Source organism: Qipengyuania sp. (assembly GCF_042095715.1).
Lineage (GTDB): Bacteria > Pseudomonadota > Alphaproteobacteria > Sphingomonadales > Sphingomonadaceae > Qipengyuania.
The window spans coordinates 48,819-64,462 of record NZ_JBELMO010000004.1; the positions used below are offsets into that span (position 1 = coordinate 48,819).

Below are 15,644 nucleotides of genomic sequence, written 5' to 3' on the forward strand. Positions count from 1 at the left end.
GGTTAAACCTCCAAGGTATAGTCGGCGAACCGCTCGCGCAGATCCTTCTTGCTGATCTTGCCGGTGGCGGTGTGGGGAATATCGTCGACGAATTCCACCGCATCGGGCAGCCACCATTTCGCGACCTGGTGCTTGAGGTGCTCGATGATTTCGCCCCCCGTCACCTCGGCCCCCGCTTTCTTTACCACGAAGAGCACCGGGCGCTCGTCCCACTTGGGATGCGGCATACCCACCGCCGCCGCTTCGGCCACCGCCGGATGGCCTACGGCGGCATTCTCGAGCTCGACCGAGCTGATCCACTCGCCGCCGGACTTGATGACGTCCTTCGTCCGATCCGTAAGCTGTAGAGTCCCGTCGGGGTGAAGGATGCCGACATCGCCGGTGTCGAACCAGCCTTCGGCATCGACCGCGTCCTGATCCGCCTTGAAGTACCGCTTGACCACCCAGGGTCCGCGGATTTGCAGGGCACCCGCTGTCTCTCCATCGCGGGGGAGCGGCGTGCTCATATCGTCCAGGCTCACGGTGCGCAGTTCGACCCCGAAGATCGAGCGGCCCTGCATCTGAACCACGCCGACCTTTTCATCGAAGTTCTTGTCCGCCCAATCGAAGGTAGGCGCACCGACGGTGCCGATGGGGCTGGTTTCGGTCATGCCCCACGCATGGGCGACACGTATCCCGTGCTTCATCAGGCGTTCGATCATAAAGCGGGGCGCAGCCGAACCGCCGATCACCGCCTGCTTCAGATTGGGCAAATCCCGGCCGGTCTCGTCCGCATGCTGGAACATCGCCAGCCAGACGGTGGGGACGCCGGCAGAATGGGTGACCCCTTCCCGATCCATCAGATCGCACAGCACCTCGGGATCGTTGACCGCCGAATAGACGAACTTGACGCCCGTGATTGCGCCGGCCCAGGGCAGCCCCCAGCTTGCCGCATGGAACATCGGCACCACCGGCAGCATCACCGTCGTCGCATCGAAATCGAAGGCCATCGGCTGGATCCCGGCCCAGGCATGCAGCATGGTGGATCGGTGTTCGTAAAGCACGCCCTTGGGATTGCCGGTGGTGCCGCTGGTATAGCAGAGCATGCAGGGATCGCGCTCGTCCACCGGGGCCCACTCGGTATCGCCGTCCTCCGCGCCGATCCAGTCTTCGAAGGCGATGGCGTCGGAACCGGGCGGGGGATCGAAACAGATATAGTGCTCCACCGAGGCCCAGCGGCTGCGCATCATGTCGACGATCGGCTGGAATGCCGCGTCATAAAGCAACACGCGGTCCTCGGCGTGATTGACGATGTAGTCCAGTTGATCCTCGAACAGCCGCGGGTTGATCGTGTGGAGGATGCCGCCGACCCCGGTGGCGCCGTACCACGTGACCAGATGCCGCGAATGGTTCATCGCCAGCGTCGCGATCCGATCGCCCTTGCCCACACCCAGCCTTCGCAGCGCCTGGGTCATCTTCAAGGCATCGCGGCGGATGCCAGCCCAGTCGGTGCGCGTTTCTGTGCCGTCGGCCCAGTGCGTCACGTGCTCGCGCGAGCCATGTTCCCGCGCGGCGTGGTCGATCAGGTGGTGAACGACCAGGTCCCAGTCCTGCATGGCTTCGAGCAAATCCGTCTCTCCTTCTCCCGCTCGAACGGCGGGTAGTTTAGGCGACGAGTTTGAGGTGAGCCCCGCCTCGCCGCGTTGTAAGCTGCACCTTGGCAAGACCGGGCACGCTTGCCAAGCGTTCGGCGGTTTCCCCGTCGATCCGGAAATCGCGGCCGAGCCGAACCGCTGGATCGCTGCCAAGCCCCGTGCGCAATGTCGCGATCACCTCGCCCGTGCCGCCACCTTCGCTCAGTTCCTGCTTCAGCGCTTCGAGGCCGGCTTCTTCGAGCACATCCAGCGTCAGCAACATGCGCGCCTGGCTGCTGACCTGCGCAAGCGGCGTGCCCCCGCGCACGGTGATCCTGGGGGGCTCGTCCGGGCTTGGGCTGTCGAGTTCGACCTGGAGAAGCACGCAGGTGCCTTCGTCTGCCCACGTCTGAAAGCGCTCCACCATGCTTTCTTCGAAACACGCGGCGCTGAATTGCCCACTGCTGTCAGAGAAATCGGCGCGGACAAAAGGCTTGCCCTTGCGCGTCGTCCCCTTGTTCACCTTTTCCACCATAGCCGCCATGACCGCGCCGGCGCGCCCGCCGCTGGGTGCCCCGCCGGTGATGAGAGAGACATAGCTGCGCGCGCCATTGGCGGATGCGACTTGGCGATAGGCCTCGACCGGATGGGCGGAGAAGAAGAAGCCGAAGTTCTCGCGCTCCCGGTTCATCCGCTCGGCGCGTGACCACGGCTCCACGTCTTTCAGGCGGAGCGTATCCTCGCTCTGCTGCTCTTCCCCGCCGAACAGGCCGTGCTGCCCGCTGCTGCGCTCGCGCTCGGCGGCGTCGGCCACCGCCAGCAGCAGATCGGCATTGGCATGGACCTTGGCGCGGCACGGCTCGAATTCGTCAAGCGCGCCTGCGGCGGCGAGCGCTTCCAACCCACGCGAATTGAGCGCGCCTCTCGGCATCCGCTCGAAAAGATCCTTCAGGCCGGCGAACGGCCCGCGCGCCTCGCGGTCGGCAACGATGCCCTCCATCGCCTTCTCGCCGACATTCCGGATCCCCGCCAGGGCGTAGCGGACCGCATAGCCATCTTCGGTCTGTTCGACGGTGAACTCAGCTTCAGAATGGTTCATGCTGGGGGGCAGCAGCGCCACTCCACCCCGCCGCGCATCGTCTACGAAGATCGCCAGCTTTTCCGACTGGTGCATGTCGTAACACATGGAGGCAGCGAAGAACTCTTCGGGATAATGCGCCTTGAGCCACCCAGTCTGATAAGCCAGCAGAGCATAAGCGGCGGCGTGCGACTTGTTGAAGCCATAGCCGGCGAACTTGTCGATCAAGTCGAACAGCTCGTTGGCCTGTTTGGGCTCGATCCCGCTCACCGCCTTGCAGCCTTCCACGAACCGCTCGCGCTGTGCATCCATTTCGGCCTGGACCTTCTTGCCCATCGCGCGGCGCAGCAGATCGGCGTCGCCGAGCGAATAGCCGGCCAGGATCTGCGCGGCCTGCATGACCTGTTCCTGATAGACGAAGATGCCGTATGTCTCGGCGAGGATGCCTTCCAGCTTGGGATGCGGATATTCGATCGGCACCTCCCCCGCCTTGCGCTTTCCGAACAGCGGAATGTTGTCCATCGGACCGGGACGATACAGACTGACGAGCGCGATGATGTCACCGAAATTGGTCGGCTTCACTGCCGTCAGCGTGCGGCGCATGCCTTCCGATTCTAGCTGGAACACCCCGACCGTATTGCCCGCCTTCATCAGATCGTAGACCTGCGGATCGTCGAGCGGCAGCGCGCTGAGATCGATGGAAACGCCCCGCTTTTCGAGCAGTTCGACGGCCTTCTGAAGGACCGAAAGCGTCTTGAGGCCAAGGAAGTCGAACTTGACCAGGCCGGAGCTTTCGACATGCTTCATGTCGAATTGCGTCACCGGCATGTCCGAACGGGGATCGCGATAAAGCGGCACCAGCTTGGCGAGCGGCCGATCCCCGATCACCACGCCGGCTGCGTGCGTGGAGGAGTTGCGGGGGAAGCCTTCGAGCTGCATCGCCAGATCGACTAGGCGCTTCACCTCGTTATCGTTGTCGTATTCGCGCTTGAAATCGGCCGCGCCATTCAATGCGCGCTTCAGCGTCCAAGGATCGGTCGGGTGATTGGGCACCATCTTGCAAAGCCGGTCCACATGACCGTAGCTCATCTGCATGATGCGACCGCAATCGCGCAGCACGGCGCGGGCCTTGAGCTTACCAAAGGTAATGATTTGCGCGACGTGATCATGGCCGTATTTCGCCTGAACGTATCGGATCACCTCGCCGCGGCGGGTTTCGCAGAAATCGATATCGAAGTCCGGCATCGAAACGCGCTCCGGGTTGAGAAAGCGTTCGAACAGCAAGCCCAGCTTGATCGGATCGAGATCGGTGATGGTGAGCGCCCAAGCCACCAGGCTGCCCGCCCCCGAACCGCGCCCCGGACCCACGGGGATGTTGTGATCCTTTGCCCATTTGATGAAATCGGCAACGATCAGGAAGTAGCCGGGAAAGCCCATCTGATTGATGATCCCGACTTCGAAATCCAGACGCTCGAAGTAAGGGGTGCGTTCTTCCTGAGTCATCCCCTCGTAGCGGGCGAGCCGGGCTTCGAGCCCGCGCCGCGCGTCCTCCGCCAGCGCTCTCGCCTCACCTTCCAGATCGCCCGCGAGACTGGGCAGGATCGGCTTGCGATAAGGCGGTGCGAAAGCGCAGCGCTGCGCAATCACCAGCGTGTTGCGCGTCGCCTCGGGCAGATCGGCGAAGATGTCTTCCATCAGGCTGGCACTCTTGACCCAACTTTCCGGATTGGAGCGCGCCCGTTCCTCTGCGTCGATATGTGTGCTGCCCGCAATGCAGAGCATGGCGTCATGCGCCTTGTGCTGGTGCGGTTCGCCGAACTGCGCGGGATTGGTCGCAACCAGCGGAATTTCCCGAGAATAGGCAAGGTCGATCAGCCCTTCCTCGGCCGCCGCTTCCACCGGATCGCCCCGCCGCGCCAGCTCGATGTAGAGCCGTTCGGGAAACAGCGTCTCGAGCCGGGTCATCAGCACTTCGGCATGGGAACGCTGCCCCTCGGCCAGCAGCCGCGCCACTCCACCCTCGCCCGCTCCGGTAAAGGCGATCAGTCCATCCGTCCGCCCCTCCAGATCTGAAAGCGCGATATGCGGCTCCAGGGCCAAGGGACGATCAAGGTGCGCCCGGCTGACGAGGTGGCAGAGATTGTCGTATCCCGCCTCGTCCTGCGCGAACAGGGGAAGATAATCGACCTGTTTGCCATCGCTATCGCGCGCGACGCCGAGGAGCGTACCGACGATTGGCTGAACGCCCGCCTCCATGCACGCCTTGGCAAACATCACCGCGCCATAAAGGCCATTGCGGTCGCAGATCGCGATGGCGGGAAATCCCCGCTCTTTCGCCAGGGAAGCCATGGTCTTGGGTTCGATCGCGCCTTCCAGCATGGAATAGGCGCTCATCACGCGCAAGGGCACGAAAGGGGAAAAAGTCATGCGGCCTACATTAGGATCAGCGCGAGAAATCTCCAGTTCGCCCAGCGCTCACCTGTGGGAAAACCCGCCCCGGTTCAGAGCAGCTTCTCGATGTCCTTCGCCAGTCTTTCCGGAGCGTCGTTGGGCGCATACCGCCTCACGACATTGCCGTCCCGATCGATCAGGAATTTGGTGAAGTTCCACTTGATCGATTTGGAGCCAAGTACGCCGGGCGCCTCCGCCTTCAGCCAGTCGAACAACGGGCTGGCATCATCGCCGTTGACATCGATCTTCTGCATTAGGGGGAAGGTCACGCCGAAATTCACCTTGCAGAATTCGGCGATCTCCTCCGCGCTGCCAGGCTCCTGCGCCCCGAACTGATTGCAGGGAAATCCGAGCACCTCGAAACCGCGATCCTTGTAGGTTTCATGGAGCTTTTCGAGCCCCTCGTACTGAGGCGTGAACCCGCATTTGCTTGCGGTGTTCACCACCAACAGCACTTGCCCGAGCTTGTCGGACAGATCGAGCTCGTTGCCCCGGTTGGTGGTGACCGTGAAATCGGCAATCGTGGTCATGATCGAATGGTCCTGAGCCGCAGATCGGTCAGCGGGGAAAATCCTCGCGGGCCGCCAGCGCCTCGATCTCACCCCTGGTCAGCCTATGGTCGCCGGCCTTCTCGATCACATATTTGCTACGCTCGTCCTCGGGGTAGGCCATCACCTGGGCGATCATATCGGCAAGCGTGCCGCTGCGAAGGCCCTTGGCGCCATCGAGCAGACCCTCACCATCATCGGCAAGGTGGATCGATGCGCGGTCGTCCCACTGCACGCCCTCACGGAAGGTGTCGGTCGCGTTGTAGGTGCTGGGATGGTCGGTCATGCAAATCTCCTTTGAGCCATCAACGTGCCAGTGCTTCGCGCGTTTCCACCGCTTCGAGTTTGCCTTCGTGAAGCCGCACCACCCGATCCATCCGCGCCGCGAGCCGCTCGTTGTGCGTCGCGATCAGCGCCGCGCTGCCTTGGCCGCGAACCAGCTCAAGGAATTGCGCCAGCACCTTGTCGCTGGTCGCCTCGTCGAGATTGCCGGTAGGCTCGTCCGCCAGCACCAGAGCAGGCCGATTGGCCAGCGCGCGCGCCACCGCCACGCGCTGCTGCTCGCCGCCCGAAAGCTGGCTTGGCCGGTGATCCATGCGGGCCCCCAGCCCCAGGGCAGTCAGCAGTTCTTCCGCGCGGATTATTGCCTCGTCTCGCGTGTGTCCGGCCACGAGTTGCGGGAGGATCACGTTCTCCCGCGCATCGAAGTCGGGCAGCAGATGATGGAACTGATAGACGAAGCCCAGGTGATCCCGCCGCAGTTCCGTGCGGGCGCGGCTGTCGGATTGTTCCGCGCGCTTCCCCGCGAGGGCGATTGTACCGCCGAAGCCGCCTTCAAGCAGACCAACGGCCTGAAGCATGGTCGACTTGCCCGATCCCGAGGGACCCAGCAGTGCCACGATTTCTCCGGGCATGACATCAAGATCGACACCGCGCAACACGTCGATACGCGTGCCGCCCTGCACGAAGCTCCGCGTAACTCCCTTCAGCGAGACCACAGGCTGCATCCGGTCACTCATAGCGCAGCACCTCTACGGGATCGGTACTCGCCGCTTTCCATGCGGGATACAGGGTGGCGAGAAAGCTCATCACGAGAGCGAGCGCGATGATCATGGCGATCTCCACCGGATCGGCGCGCGCGGGAACGGCGGAGAGGAAACGCACTTGCGGGTCCCAAAGGTCCTGTCCGGTAATCGCCCCGATCCCTTTCACGATCCCTTCGCGGAAGAACAGCACTATGGAGCCCAGGATCAAGCCGGCCAACGTCCCGATAAGACCCACGGTGAATCCCGTGGTCACGAAAATCTTAATCAGGCTCTGCCTTGTCGCGCCCATGGTGCGCATGATGGCGATATCTCGGGTCTTCGCTCGCACCAGCATGACGAGACTGGACAGGATATTGAATGCAGCCACCAGAACCATGAAGCTGAGCGCAAATGCCATCGCCACCCGCTCCACCTGAAGCGCTTCGAAAAGGGATGCGTTGATGGTTTTCCAATCACTGATCACCGCGCGCCCTGCCAGTGCCCGCTGGACCGGATCCAGTATGGCCCCGACGCGGTCGGGATCGGTCACTTTCACCTCGATCATACCGATCGAATCGCCCATCAGCAGAAGGGTCTGCGCATCCTGCATCGGCATGACGACGAATTTCTCGTCATAATCGTAAATCCCGACCTCGAAGATCGCGGCTACTTCATAGCCCACCTGTCGCGGTACGGTCCCAAAGGGAGTGGAACGCCCCTGGGGATTGATGACCGTGATGACATCGCCAACCCGCACACCCAGATTCTGCGCCAGCCTGATGCCGATCGCTACCTTGGTGGCCCCGTCCCGCAGTTCGGAAAGATTTCCCGCCACCAACTTGTCGGACAGCTCGCGGATATCGGCCGCCGTGTTGCCGCGCACCAGCACGCCTTCCACACGGCCGTTATGCGTCACCAGCAGGGGTTGTTCGATCAGCGGGCTGGCCTCCACCACCTCGGGCGTGGCGCGAACTTCGGCCAGAACATTTTCCCAATCGTCGAGCCGCCCGCCATAGGCCTGAACGATCGCATGGCCGTTCAGCCCCACGATCTTGTCGAGCAGCTCGGCACGAAATCCGTTCATCACGCTCATGACGATGACGAGCATCGCCACCGACAGCATCACCACGGTGATCGAGATGCCCGCGACCAGCGCGATGAAGGCTTCGCTCCTGCCCGGCAGCAGGTAGCGTTTGGCAATGGTCCATTCGAATGGGGAGAGCAGCAAGGAAAGCCCTGTCAAGTTAGCGTGGGGGCGCTTTAGGCAGCAGGTCATGAACGCGCAATGGCCGGGATTTAAGCCCTCGCCCTGCCGCACGACCCTTGTAATCATCCCGCAACATCGCCATTGCCCCATCAGGCATTCGGCATCCCGGGCAACGATGAACCTCACCAACCCCTTCTGCGACGCAGACGGCGACAAGCTGCGCGAAGAGTGCGGCGTCTTCGGCGCCATCAACGCCACCGACGCGGCGGCCGCAACTGCGCTTGGGCTTCACGCCCTGCAACACCGCGGACAGGAAGCGGTGGGTATCGTCAGTTTCGACGGTCAGGAATTCTACAACCGCCGCGGTCTCGGTCATGTTGCGGAGAACTTCTCCGCTGCGGAGGCGATCGCGGAATTGCCCGGTTTCATGGCCGCAGGCCATGTCCGCTATTCCACCACCGGCGGAAGCGGGCTGCGCAATGTGCAGCCGCTTTATGCCGACCTTGCCGGCGGCGGCTTCGCGGTCGCGCACAATGGCAATATTTCCAACGCCCAGACGCTGAAACAGGATCTTGTCGGGCGCGGTGCGATCTTCCAGTCCACCAGCGACACCGAAGTCATCATCCATCTCGTCGCGACAAGTCGCTATCCGACGATAACCGATCGTCTGATCGATGCTCTGCGTCTCCTCGAAGGGGCGTATGCGCTTATCGTGATGACCAAGGAAGGCATGATCGCCTGCCGCGATCCGCTCGGCATTCGCCCCCTGGTGATGGGCCGCATTGGGGAAGCGACCGTTTTCGCCAGCGAAACGGTTGCCTTCGATGTCGTCGGCGCCGAGTTCATTCGCGAGGTCGAGCCCGGCGAACTGCTGCGTATCGACTTCGATGGCAACATCGATTCGCTTCATCCCTTCGGCACCCACCGCGCGCGCCCCTGCATCTTCGAACATGTCTATTTTAGCCGTCCGGACAGCGTCTTTGCCGGGCGCAGCGTGTACGAAGCGCGCAAGGCCATCGGTGAAGAACTGGCGCGCGAAAAGCCTGTCGAGGCCGATCTCGTGGTACCTGTCCCCGACAGCGGCGTGCCCGCGGCGATCGGCTATGCCCATGCCTCGGGTATTCCGTTCGAGCTCGGGATCATTCGCTCCCACTATGTCGGAAGAACCTTCATTCAACCCAGCGACGGCGCCCGCCACGCCGGCGTCAAGCGCAAGCACAATGCGAACCGAAGCCTGGTGGAAGGCAAGCGAATTGTCCTGATCGATGATTCGATCGTGCGCGGTACTACCAGCATGCAGATCGTGGAGATGATGCGCGATGCGGGCGCGACCGAGGTTCATTTTCGCGTCGCCAGCCCGCCCACGGCGCACAGTTGCTTCTACGGGGTGGATACGCCCGAGCGGTCGAAACTTCTGGCGGCGCGGATGGAGCTGGAACCCATGCGCGAATTCATTCGCGCCGATAGCCTCGCCTTCGTAAGCATCGACGGCTTGTACCGTGCGGTCAGCGGCACCGACCGCAATGCGGGTGTTCCGCAATTTTGCGACGCGTGTTTCAGCGGACAGTATCCCACGCCGCTCACCGATCTCAATCGGCGCGAGGCGCAAATCGCACAATTGACCCTTCCGGTCGAAAAGGTCGCCTGAACGCATGAGCGAAGACATGCCGCTTGCGGGGAAGACCGCGCTCGTCACCGGTTCCAGCAAAGGCATCGGCGCAGCCACCGCCGAGGCGCTGGCAAGGGCTGGCGCCCATGTGGTGATCACGGGGCGCGACGTGCGGTCTCTGGAACGCGTGGAGGACGCTATCCATGCCTTCGGCGGTTCGGCAACGATCGCACCGGTCGATCTCACGGAGACCGATGCCGTTCCACGCCTGGCCGTCGCCATCGCCGGGCGGTGGGATACGCTGGACATCCTGGTCATCAACGCGGCCTTCCTTCCGCCCTTGGGCCCGGTCGTTCACATCGACGGCAAGCAGTTCAACCAAGCAATCACGGTCAACCTGCTTGCTACCCAGGCCTTGCTAGCCAGTTTCGATCCCCTCCTGAAGCGCGCCCCCGCCGCCCGGGTGATCGGCCTGACCAGCAGCGTCGGTGCGGAACCGCGTGCCTATTGGGGCGCCTATGGGGCAACCAAGGCGGCCTTCGAAACCCTGCTCGACAGCTATGCGCAGGAAGTCGGGGGCATTTCAAAAGTGCGGACCGCCATCATCGATCCCGGCGCGACGCGCACGCAGATGCGAGCCCGCGCTTATCCAGGCGAAGACCCCAATACGGTCAAGGAACCTTCGGTCGTGGCGGATCGCATAGTGTCCCTGGTGGTAAACGACTTCGAAAACCGCCATCGCGAAAGAGTGTAAGCGGCGCGTTAACCACCAATCTTGGTGCGGTTGTAAGGGTCATCGTGTGAGTTTGCTGCTCGCGGGCGCACGAACCAGCGGCCTGCCAGACCTGGATTTAGGGCCATGACGCAAACCACCAGCGACCATTACTCGTTCGCCGCGCAGGAAGACCGGTGTTCCCCGCGGACCAAACTGACCATTCCGGGTCAGTTGCGCGCCTCGGGCGGAAGGGCTTTCCAGACCGTCGTGCACGATCTGTCTATTTCCGGCTATTCCGCCGCCGCCATCAACCGCATGCATGAGGGGCAGATCTGCTGGCTGACCCTCCCAGGCCTGGAGTCCTTGCAGGGGCAGGTCGTATGGTGGGAAAACTGCCAGGTCGGCTGCGCCTTTACCGAACTCCTGAGCCCGATCGTCCACGACAACATCCTTGCGCGCTACTCGGGCGAAGGGGCCTACCGCAGGAATTACTGAATGGTGCGTTTCGCCGCCGCGCGAACCGCGTTCCATAATCCGCGGCGTGCCTTGGTCAGCGCATCTCCCGTCGCAGTGTCGTTGCTGGAGACGACAGCTACCACGACTCGCTCTTGCGGCATGATCGTTATGTACTGACCGAAAATTCCCTGCGCGCCGAATTCGCCCCCGGGGAAGGTCCACCACTGGTAGCCATAGCCGTAACCGCAACCAAGATCGACCTGGGGAGCGCCCGCGCGGGCGAACCAGCCTTCTGGCACAGACGGCTGACCGCCCTCCATTACCCACTGGCCCATGCGCGCATAATCGGAAAGACGCAGCGATACGCAGCATCCCGCGATCGGCTGGTTCGACAGATCCGTCATCCAGAAAATGCTGCCGGCAAAACCCGCCGGATTCACGATGCGCGATTTCGCGCAACTGGCCAGGTCTTTTCCGACCGCCGCCGAAACGATGTCTCCCAGCAGGTTCGTCTCTAGCGTCTTGTAGACCCACTTCTCCCCGGCCGGTGCCTCCCGCTTCAGCGTTTTGGCATAGGCTACCGATTGCAGTTCGCCTTGTGCCGGCTCAAGAGCCAGCATCTGCGCGACATCACTTTGGGGATCGGTATAATCCTCGTTCCATGCCACGCCGGAGGTCATGGTAGCCACCTGCTCGACGGTAACGCCATCGTACGCGGTGCCGACAAGGCCGGGAAGATATTTCGTCACCGGATCGGAAAGCGTGAGGGAACCGTCATTCACCGCTGCGCCGAGCAGCGTGGAGGTGAAGCTTTTGGCGACCGAAAAGCTGGTCCAGCGCTGGTCCGGCTCAAAGCCAAGGCGATAGCTTTCATATCGGACCTTGCCGTCCTGAAGCACCATCATGCCGGCAGCGTTCATCGTATTCAGGAAGGGTTGGAAGCTCGCGATATCGGCGGTAGAAAACGGAGACCCCTTTGGCAGAGCCCGAACCTTCGCGGCGCTGCCCGTTTCCAGTCCTGCAAAATGCTTCTCCATTGAACGGAAGCGGTCGGTGCGCAGTTGCTGGCTCCAGAACAATGGGCCTGCATCGGTCGGCAACCACTCTGATGGCGTCGAACGAGTCGCCAATTGCGCGTCCATCGCCGCAGTCGAGCAGCCAGCTAACGCCAGCGCCGCAACCATCCCCAGTATCCCTTTCATTCTCATTCTCCCTTCACCAGCGTTACCTGGTGGACGTCGATCCCGCCGCCGCGGAACCCACCCTCGCAATACATCAAGTAATAGCGCCACAGATCTACGAACGTCGCATCGAATCCCAGCGGCAATCGCCCTTCTTCCACTGCGGCATCGAAGTTCACACGCCAGGCCTTCAGCGTGTCGGCATAATCCATCCCGAAATCGACCTGATCGGACCAGGTCAGCCCCCGCTCCTCGGCAAGACGGCGAAATTCGCTGGTCCGGATCAGCAGGCCGCCGGGGAAGACATAGGCCTGGATGAAATCCGCACTTGCGGCATAAGCATCGAAGAGATCATCCCGCATTGAAATGAACTGGATCGCTGCCCTGCCACCTGCTTCCAGGCTACGCGCGATGCAATCCATGAATAGCGGCCAGTTCTCCCGTCCCAGGGCTTCCACCATCTCGACACTCGCAATACCATCGAATTGCCCCGAAACCTGGCGGTAGTCCTGCTTGCGAAAGTCGATGCCGGAGTGGTGCTTTCGCGCCCACGCAAGCTGTTCCTCCGAAAGGCTGATCGCCGTGACCTGCGCGCCGCGCTGGGCAAGGCGTCCCGCAAGGCTGCCCCAGCCGCAGCCGATTTCAAGAACACGCTTGGCTCCCCCGAGCCGGTCTGCAATGCGATCCTGCTTGATTTGCTGCGCAGCAAAAAGCGCAGCATCCGTGATACTCAGCGCGGATGAGTAGCTCATCGTTTCGTCGAGCCAAGCGGCATAGAAATCATTGCCGAGGTCGTAGTGCGCGGCAATGTTCTTCTGCGCACCGGCAGGCGTATTGCGATTGACCCGGTGTGCCAGCCAGAGCGCCGCACGGAAAAGACCCTTGGCTCGAGCGGTGTCACCCAATCGGGAGGCGTGCTGCATGAACAGCGCAAACAAGGGCACCGGGTCGGGGCTCCACCATTCACCGGCCGCCCACGCCTGATACCATCCGACCGAGCCATTGCTCGCGAGCCGGACCAGCGCATTCCAGCTTCTGAGATCCACATGGCATTCGAACCCTGGCGCGCGCGCGCCGAGCACGCGACGCGTCCCGTCCGGCAACGACGCGTGAATAGCGCCGCTTTCGAGGGATGCGTCGATGCGGTCGATGATTTTCGAAAGGCCTGGCGCTACGAAGCGAGCGGCGAGCCCGGGTTTCCTCGCGAAGCGGCGCCCGCCTTCTACCAGCTGTTGCCCGCGCCGTGTGGTAATCGCATCCATGCCCCGCCCTTGCACCTTCAGACGTCGCGGCTCAATCCTTCGCGTCCTTGTACGCTGCCAGGGCCCGTTCGCGCGCTTCCTTGTGGCCGATCATCTTGACCGGATAGTCCCCGCGCTTCTCGTCGGGCGGATTGTGTATCTCGGCGTCAGAAAGCGCAGCCAGTTCCGGCACAAAGGTCCGGATATAATCTGCTGCATCGAACTTTTCGCTTTGTGTCAGCGGGGCCATGATCCTGACGAACATGTTGCTGTCGACGCCCGTGCCGCTGATCCACTGCCAGTTGACGCCGTTATTGCCGTAATCCGCATCGACCAGGCAATCCCAGAACCACTTCTCACCGTGGGTCCACTCTATCAGCAGATGCTTCACCAGGAAGCTCGCTGCGATCATCCGCACCCGATTGTGCATCCACCCGATCTGCCACAGCTGGCGCATCCCTGCGTCGACGATCGGATAACCGGTCATGCCCTTCTGCCAGCGCTCCAGATCCTCCTTGATCAGGTGCCCGCGATTGGGATTGCGCCACAAGTCCGAATAGCCATCGCGATAGGATTGTGTCGGATAGTCCGGAAACTGCGCGATCACGGTTTGCGCATAGTCGCGCCAGATCAGTTCCTTCTCGAAAGTGGCCCAGCCCTCGCCCCTTCGACCGGAAAGGCGGTGCCACACTTGAACCGGCGTGATCTCGCCCCAGTGGAGATGCGGCGACAGGCGGCTCGATCCGTCCTGCGAAGGAAGGTTTCGATTCTCTTCGTAATCCGCGACCGAATTCGAAAAATCATCAAGCCTTCCATGAGCGGCCGCTTCGCCAACTTCCCAGGATTTTGCGATAGCGCCGGCCCAGTCTGGCTTGGTTGGCAGAAGGCCCCAGTCCTTCAGATCGTCGCTTTCGGGCCAGCTCTCGGGAGAATGGATCGTCTCCGGCTCCGGCAGCGCATCGCGCGGAGGAAACTTTTCCAGCATCGCTTTCGAGAACGGCGTGTAGATCTTGTAACAATCTCCAGAGCCGGTGGTCACGGTGCCCGGGGGCATGAGGTAGTTGCCATCGTGCAGAACCAGCTCGCAATCGTCCGGCAATGCCTCCTTCAACGCCTCTTCCGCTTCGCGCCACCAAGGCTCGTAATGGCGATTGGCGTGGACCGCGCTGGCCCCGCTTTGCTGCGCAATGCCAGCGAGCACGGAAATCGCGTCGCCTTGGCGCAATACGATCCGCGAGTGGCGGGATCCAAGCGACTTGCCAAGGCTTTCGAGCGAGTGATGAAGCCACCAGCGGCTGCCCCCCCCATAGGCGTGATCGCCTGCCGCCTCGTCATCGAGGACATAGACGGGGATGACCGGCCCTGCCTGGGCGGCGGCGTAGAGGGCAGGTTGATCGGCAAGGCGCAGATCGCGCCGGAACCATACGATCTGTGGGGAACTCATGGCCATTCAAGCGCCCCGGCCCGCACGCGGTTCCCCGCAGTCGCGTGGCAAAGTCACCGAAAAGCTGCTGCTCACGCGCGGATCGGCAAAGCGCTGATCGATGAGCCGGTCTGGTTCGCCGGCTTGCTCCTCGACGACAGGCATGCGCGACCAGAACAAAAATGGCGCGACGTTAGGATCGGTCCGCAGCCAGCATGTCAGTTCGTCGTTCCTGACCAGGAATGATCGCGCCCGAACGTAACTCCGTGCCCGCGCGGGATCATCGAGTGTTATGCTACGCGTGGTTCCGGCGTCGGGCGGATCCAAAAGCTCGGCGCCGCCCGAAATCGAGAAGCTACCGTCTCCATAAGCGATCGCAGTCCCGCTGCGCGATGGCACCTCCACGCGCCACAGCAGTTCGCGAGACCACCACGCCAATGGGACCGGAGTGGCCACCACGAGATCGGGTTGGACGTCGTATCCATGGCGCACCAGAGCGTCCGCGCGATCTTCCGCATGCGCGGTGATAGCAGCGTTTACGCCGATATAGGCCAGACCCAGAGCCAATGCGCCGCGTGCCGGCCTGCGCCATTTTCCTCCGCGTTTTTCCCGCCGAAGCGAAAGAAACACCGCCCCGCCAAGCAGGAGCCACAACCAGATATCGATGATGAACAGGATATTCCCATAGAACCAGCGGCTGCTGAAAGGCTCCAGCAATCGGATGCCGTAACTGTTGAGCCAGTCCAGAGCGGGATGGGTAAGGCAGGCAAGGAGGGTGAGCGCATAGAGCCAACCAAAATGGACCGGCAGCCGTGCCTGTGGCCGCGTTCCGCGCCGTGTCTGCCAGCGATCCCAGGCCCACAGCAGCCCTGCGACGAGTATCGGCAAGACGATCCAGGCGATGGGCCCATGGGTTATGCCGCGGCGAAAGGCCAACGGCTCCGCCCCGCTGAGCCAAAGATAGCAACTCGCATCCACATCGGGGACGTTTGCGCCGATTATCAACGCTGGCATCGCAAGGCCGGATTTTCGCTTCAACCCGGCTTGCCCGATGGCCGCGCCGACCAGGCTGTGGGTCAGATTATCCATGAATCATC

Annotated in this window: 13 protein-coding genes; 3 read left to right on the top strand and 10 right to left on the bottom strand. The window is 62.4% G+C overall.

The features are described from left to right. Positions 1–2 precede the first annotated feature (2 nt). The 6 genes from ACFDTG_RS02355 to ACFDTG_RS02380 all read right to left on the bottom strand — a co-directional run bounded on the left by ACFDTG_RS02355 (position 3) and on the right by ACFDTG_RS02380 (position 7,943). On the bottom strand, positions 3–1,607 hold the full coding sequence (locus ACFDTG_RS02355; protein WP_375289478.1) for a long-chain fatty acid--CoA ligase: 1,605 nt from the start codon (positions 1,605–1,607) through the stop codon (positions 3–5). Between the two features lie 37 nt (positions 1,608–1,644). Then, positions 1,645–5,118 carry a DNA polymerase III subunit alpha gene (dnaE, locus tag ACFDTG_RS02360; protein ID WP_375289479.1) on the bottom strand — a complete coding sequence of 1,158 codons (3,474 nt, stop codon included), beginning with the start codon at positions 5,116–5,118 and terminating at the stop codon, positions 1,645–1,647. Positions 5,119–5,192: 74 nt separating this feature from the next. Next, positions 5,193–5,672, bottom strand: a complete 480-nt coding sequence (locus tag ACFDTG_RS02365) for a glutathione peroxidase (protein ID WP_375289480.1) — start codon at positions 5,670–5,672, stop codon at positions 5,193–5,195. 28 nt (positions 5,673–5,700) lie between these two features. Further along, on the bottom strand, positions 5,701–5,976 hold the full coding sequence (locus ACFDTG_RS02370; protein ID WP_375289481.1) for a hypothetical protein: 276 nt from the start codon (positions 5,974–5,976) through the stop codon (positions 5,701–5,703). A gap of 19 nt (positions 5,977–5,995) precedes the next feature. Then, complete coding sequence (locus ACFDTG_RS02375; RefSeq protein WP_375289482.1) at positions 5,996–6,709, bottom strand: ABC transporter ATP-binding protein; 714 nt, start codon at positions 6,707–6,709, stop codon at positions 5,996–5,998. After that, positions 6,702–7,943, bottom strand: a complete 1,242-nt coding sequence (locus tag ACFDTG_RS02380; protein WP_375289522.1) for a lipoprotein-releasing ABC transporter permease subunit — start codon at positions 7,941–7,943, stop codon at positions 6,702–6,704. Before ACFDTG_RS02380 ends, ACFDTG_RS02375 begins: the two co-directional genes overlap by 8 nt. Before the next feature lie 154 nt (positions 7,944–8,097). Between ACFDTG_RS02380 and purF the strand changes: the two genes are divergently transcribed. The 3 genes from purF to ACFDTG_RS02395 all read left to right on the top strand — a co-directional run bounded on the left by purF (position 8,098) and on the right by ACFDTG_RS02395 (position 10,741). Beyond that, complete coding sequence (gene purF, locus ACFDTG_RS02385; RefSeq protein WP_375289483.1) at positions 8,098–9,570, top strand: amidophosphoribosyltransferase; 1,473 nt, start codon at positions 8,098–8,100, stop codon at positions 9,568–9,570. Between the two features lie 4 nt (positions 9,571–9,574). Continuing rightward, entirely contained in the window at positions 9,575–10,285 is a 711-nt protein-coding gene (locus ACFDTG_RS02390; RefSeq protein ID WP_375289484.1) for an SDR family NAD(P)-dependent oxidoreductase, read from the top strand. Positions 10,286–10,390: 105 nt separating this feature from the next. Then, positions 10,391–10,741: a PilZ domain-containing protein gene (locus tag ACFDTG_RS02395; protein WP_375289485.1), complete on the top strand. Its 351-nt coding sequence runs from the start codon at positions 10,391–10,393 to the stop codon at positions 10,739–10,741. Here the strand turns inward: ACFDTG_RS02395 and ACFDTG_RS02400 are convergent. From ACFDTG_RS02400 to ACFDTG_RS02415, 4 genes are read right to left on the bottom strand one after another with little or no spacing between them, the layout of a single operon-like run. Then, positions 10,735–11,904 carry a serine hydrolase domain-containing protein gene (locus ACFDTG_RS02400; protein ID WP_375289486.1) on the bottom strand — a complete coding sequence of 390 codons (1,170 nt, stop codon included), beginning with the start codon at positions 11,902–11,904 and terminating at the stop codon, positions 10,735–10,737. The two genes, ACFDTG_RS02395 and ACFDTG_RS02400, sit on opposite strands and share 7 nt — an antisense overlap. Positions 11,905–11,906: 2 nt before the next feature. Further along, positions 11,907–13,145: a class I SAM-dependent methyltransferase gene (locus ACFDTG_RS02405; protein WP_375289487.1), complete on the bottom strand. Its 1,239-nt coding sequence runs from the start codon at positions 13,143–13,145 to the stop codon at positions 11,907–11,909. A gap of 31 nt (positions 13,146–13,176) precedes the next feature. Then, positions 13,177–14,568, bottom strand: coding sequence for a cryptochrome/photolyase family protein (locus tag ACFDTG_RS02410; protein ID WP_375289488.1), 1,392 nt, complete (start codon positions 14,566–14,568; stop codon positions 13,177–13,179). A gap of 6 nt (positions 14,569–14,574) precedes the next feature. After that, the gene (locus tag ACFDTG_RS02415) at positions 14,575–15,636 is read right to left on the bottom strand and encodes a metal-dependent hydrolase (protein ID WP_375289489.1); all 1,062 of its coding nucleotides are present in this window, start codon (positions 15,634–15,636) and stop codon (positions 14,575–14,577) included. Positions 15,637–15,644: the final 8 nt, after the last annotated feature.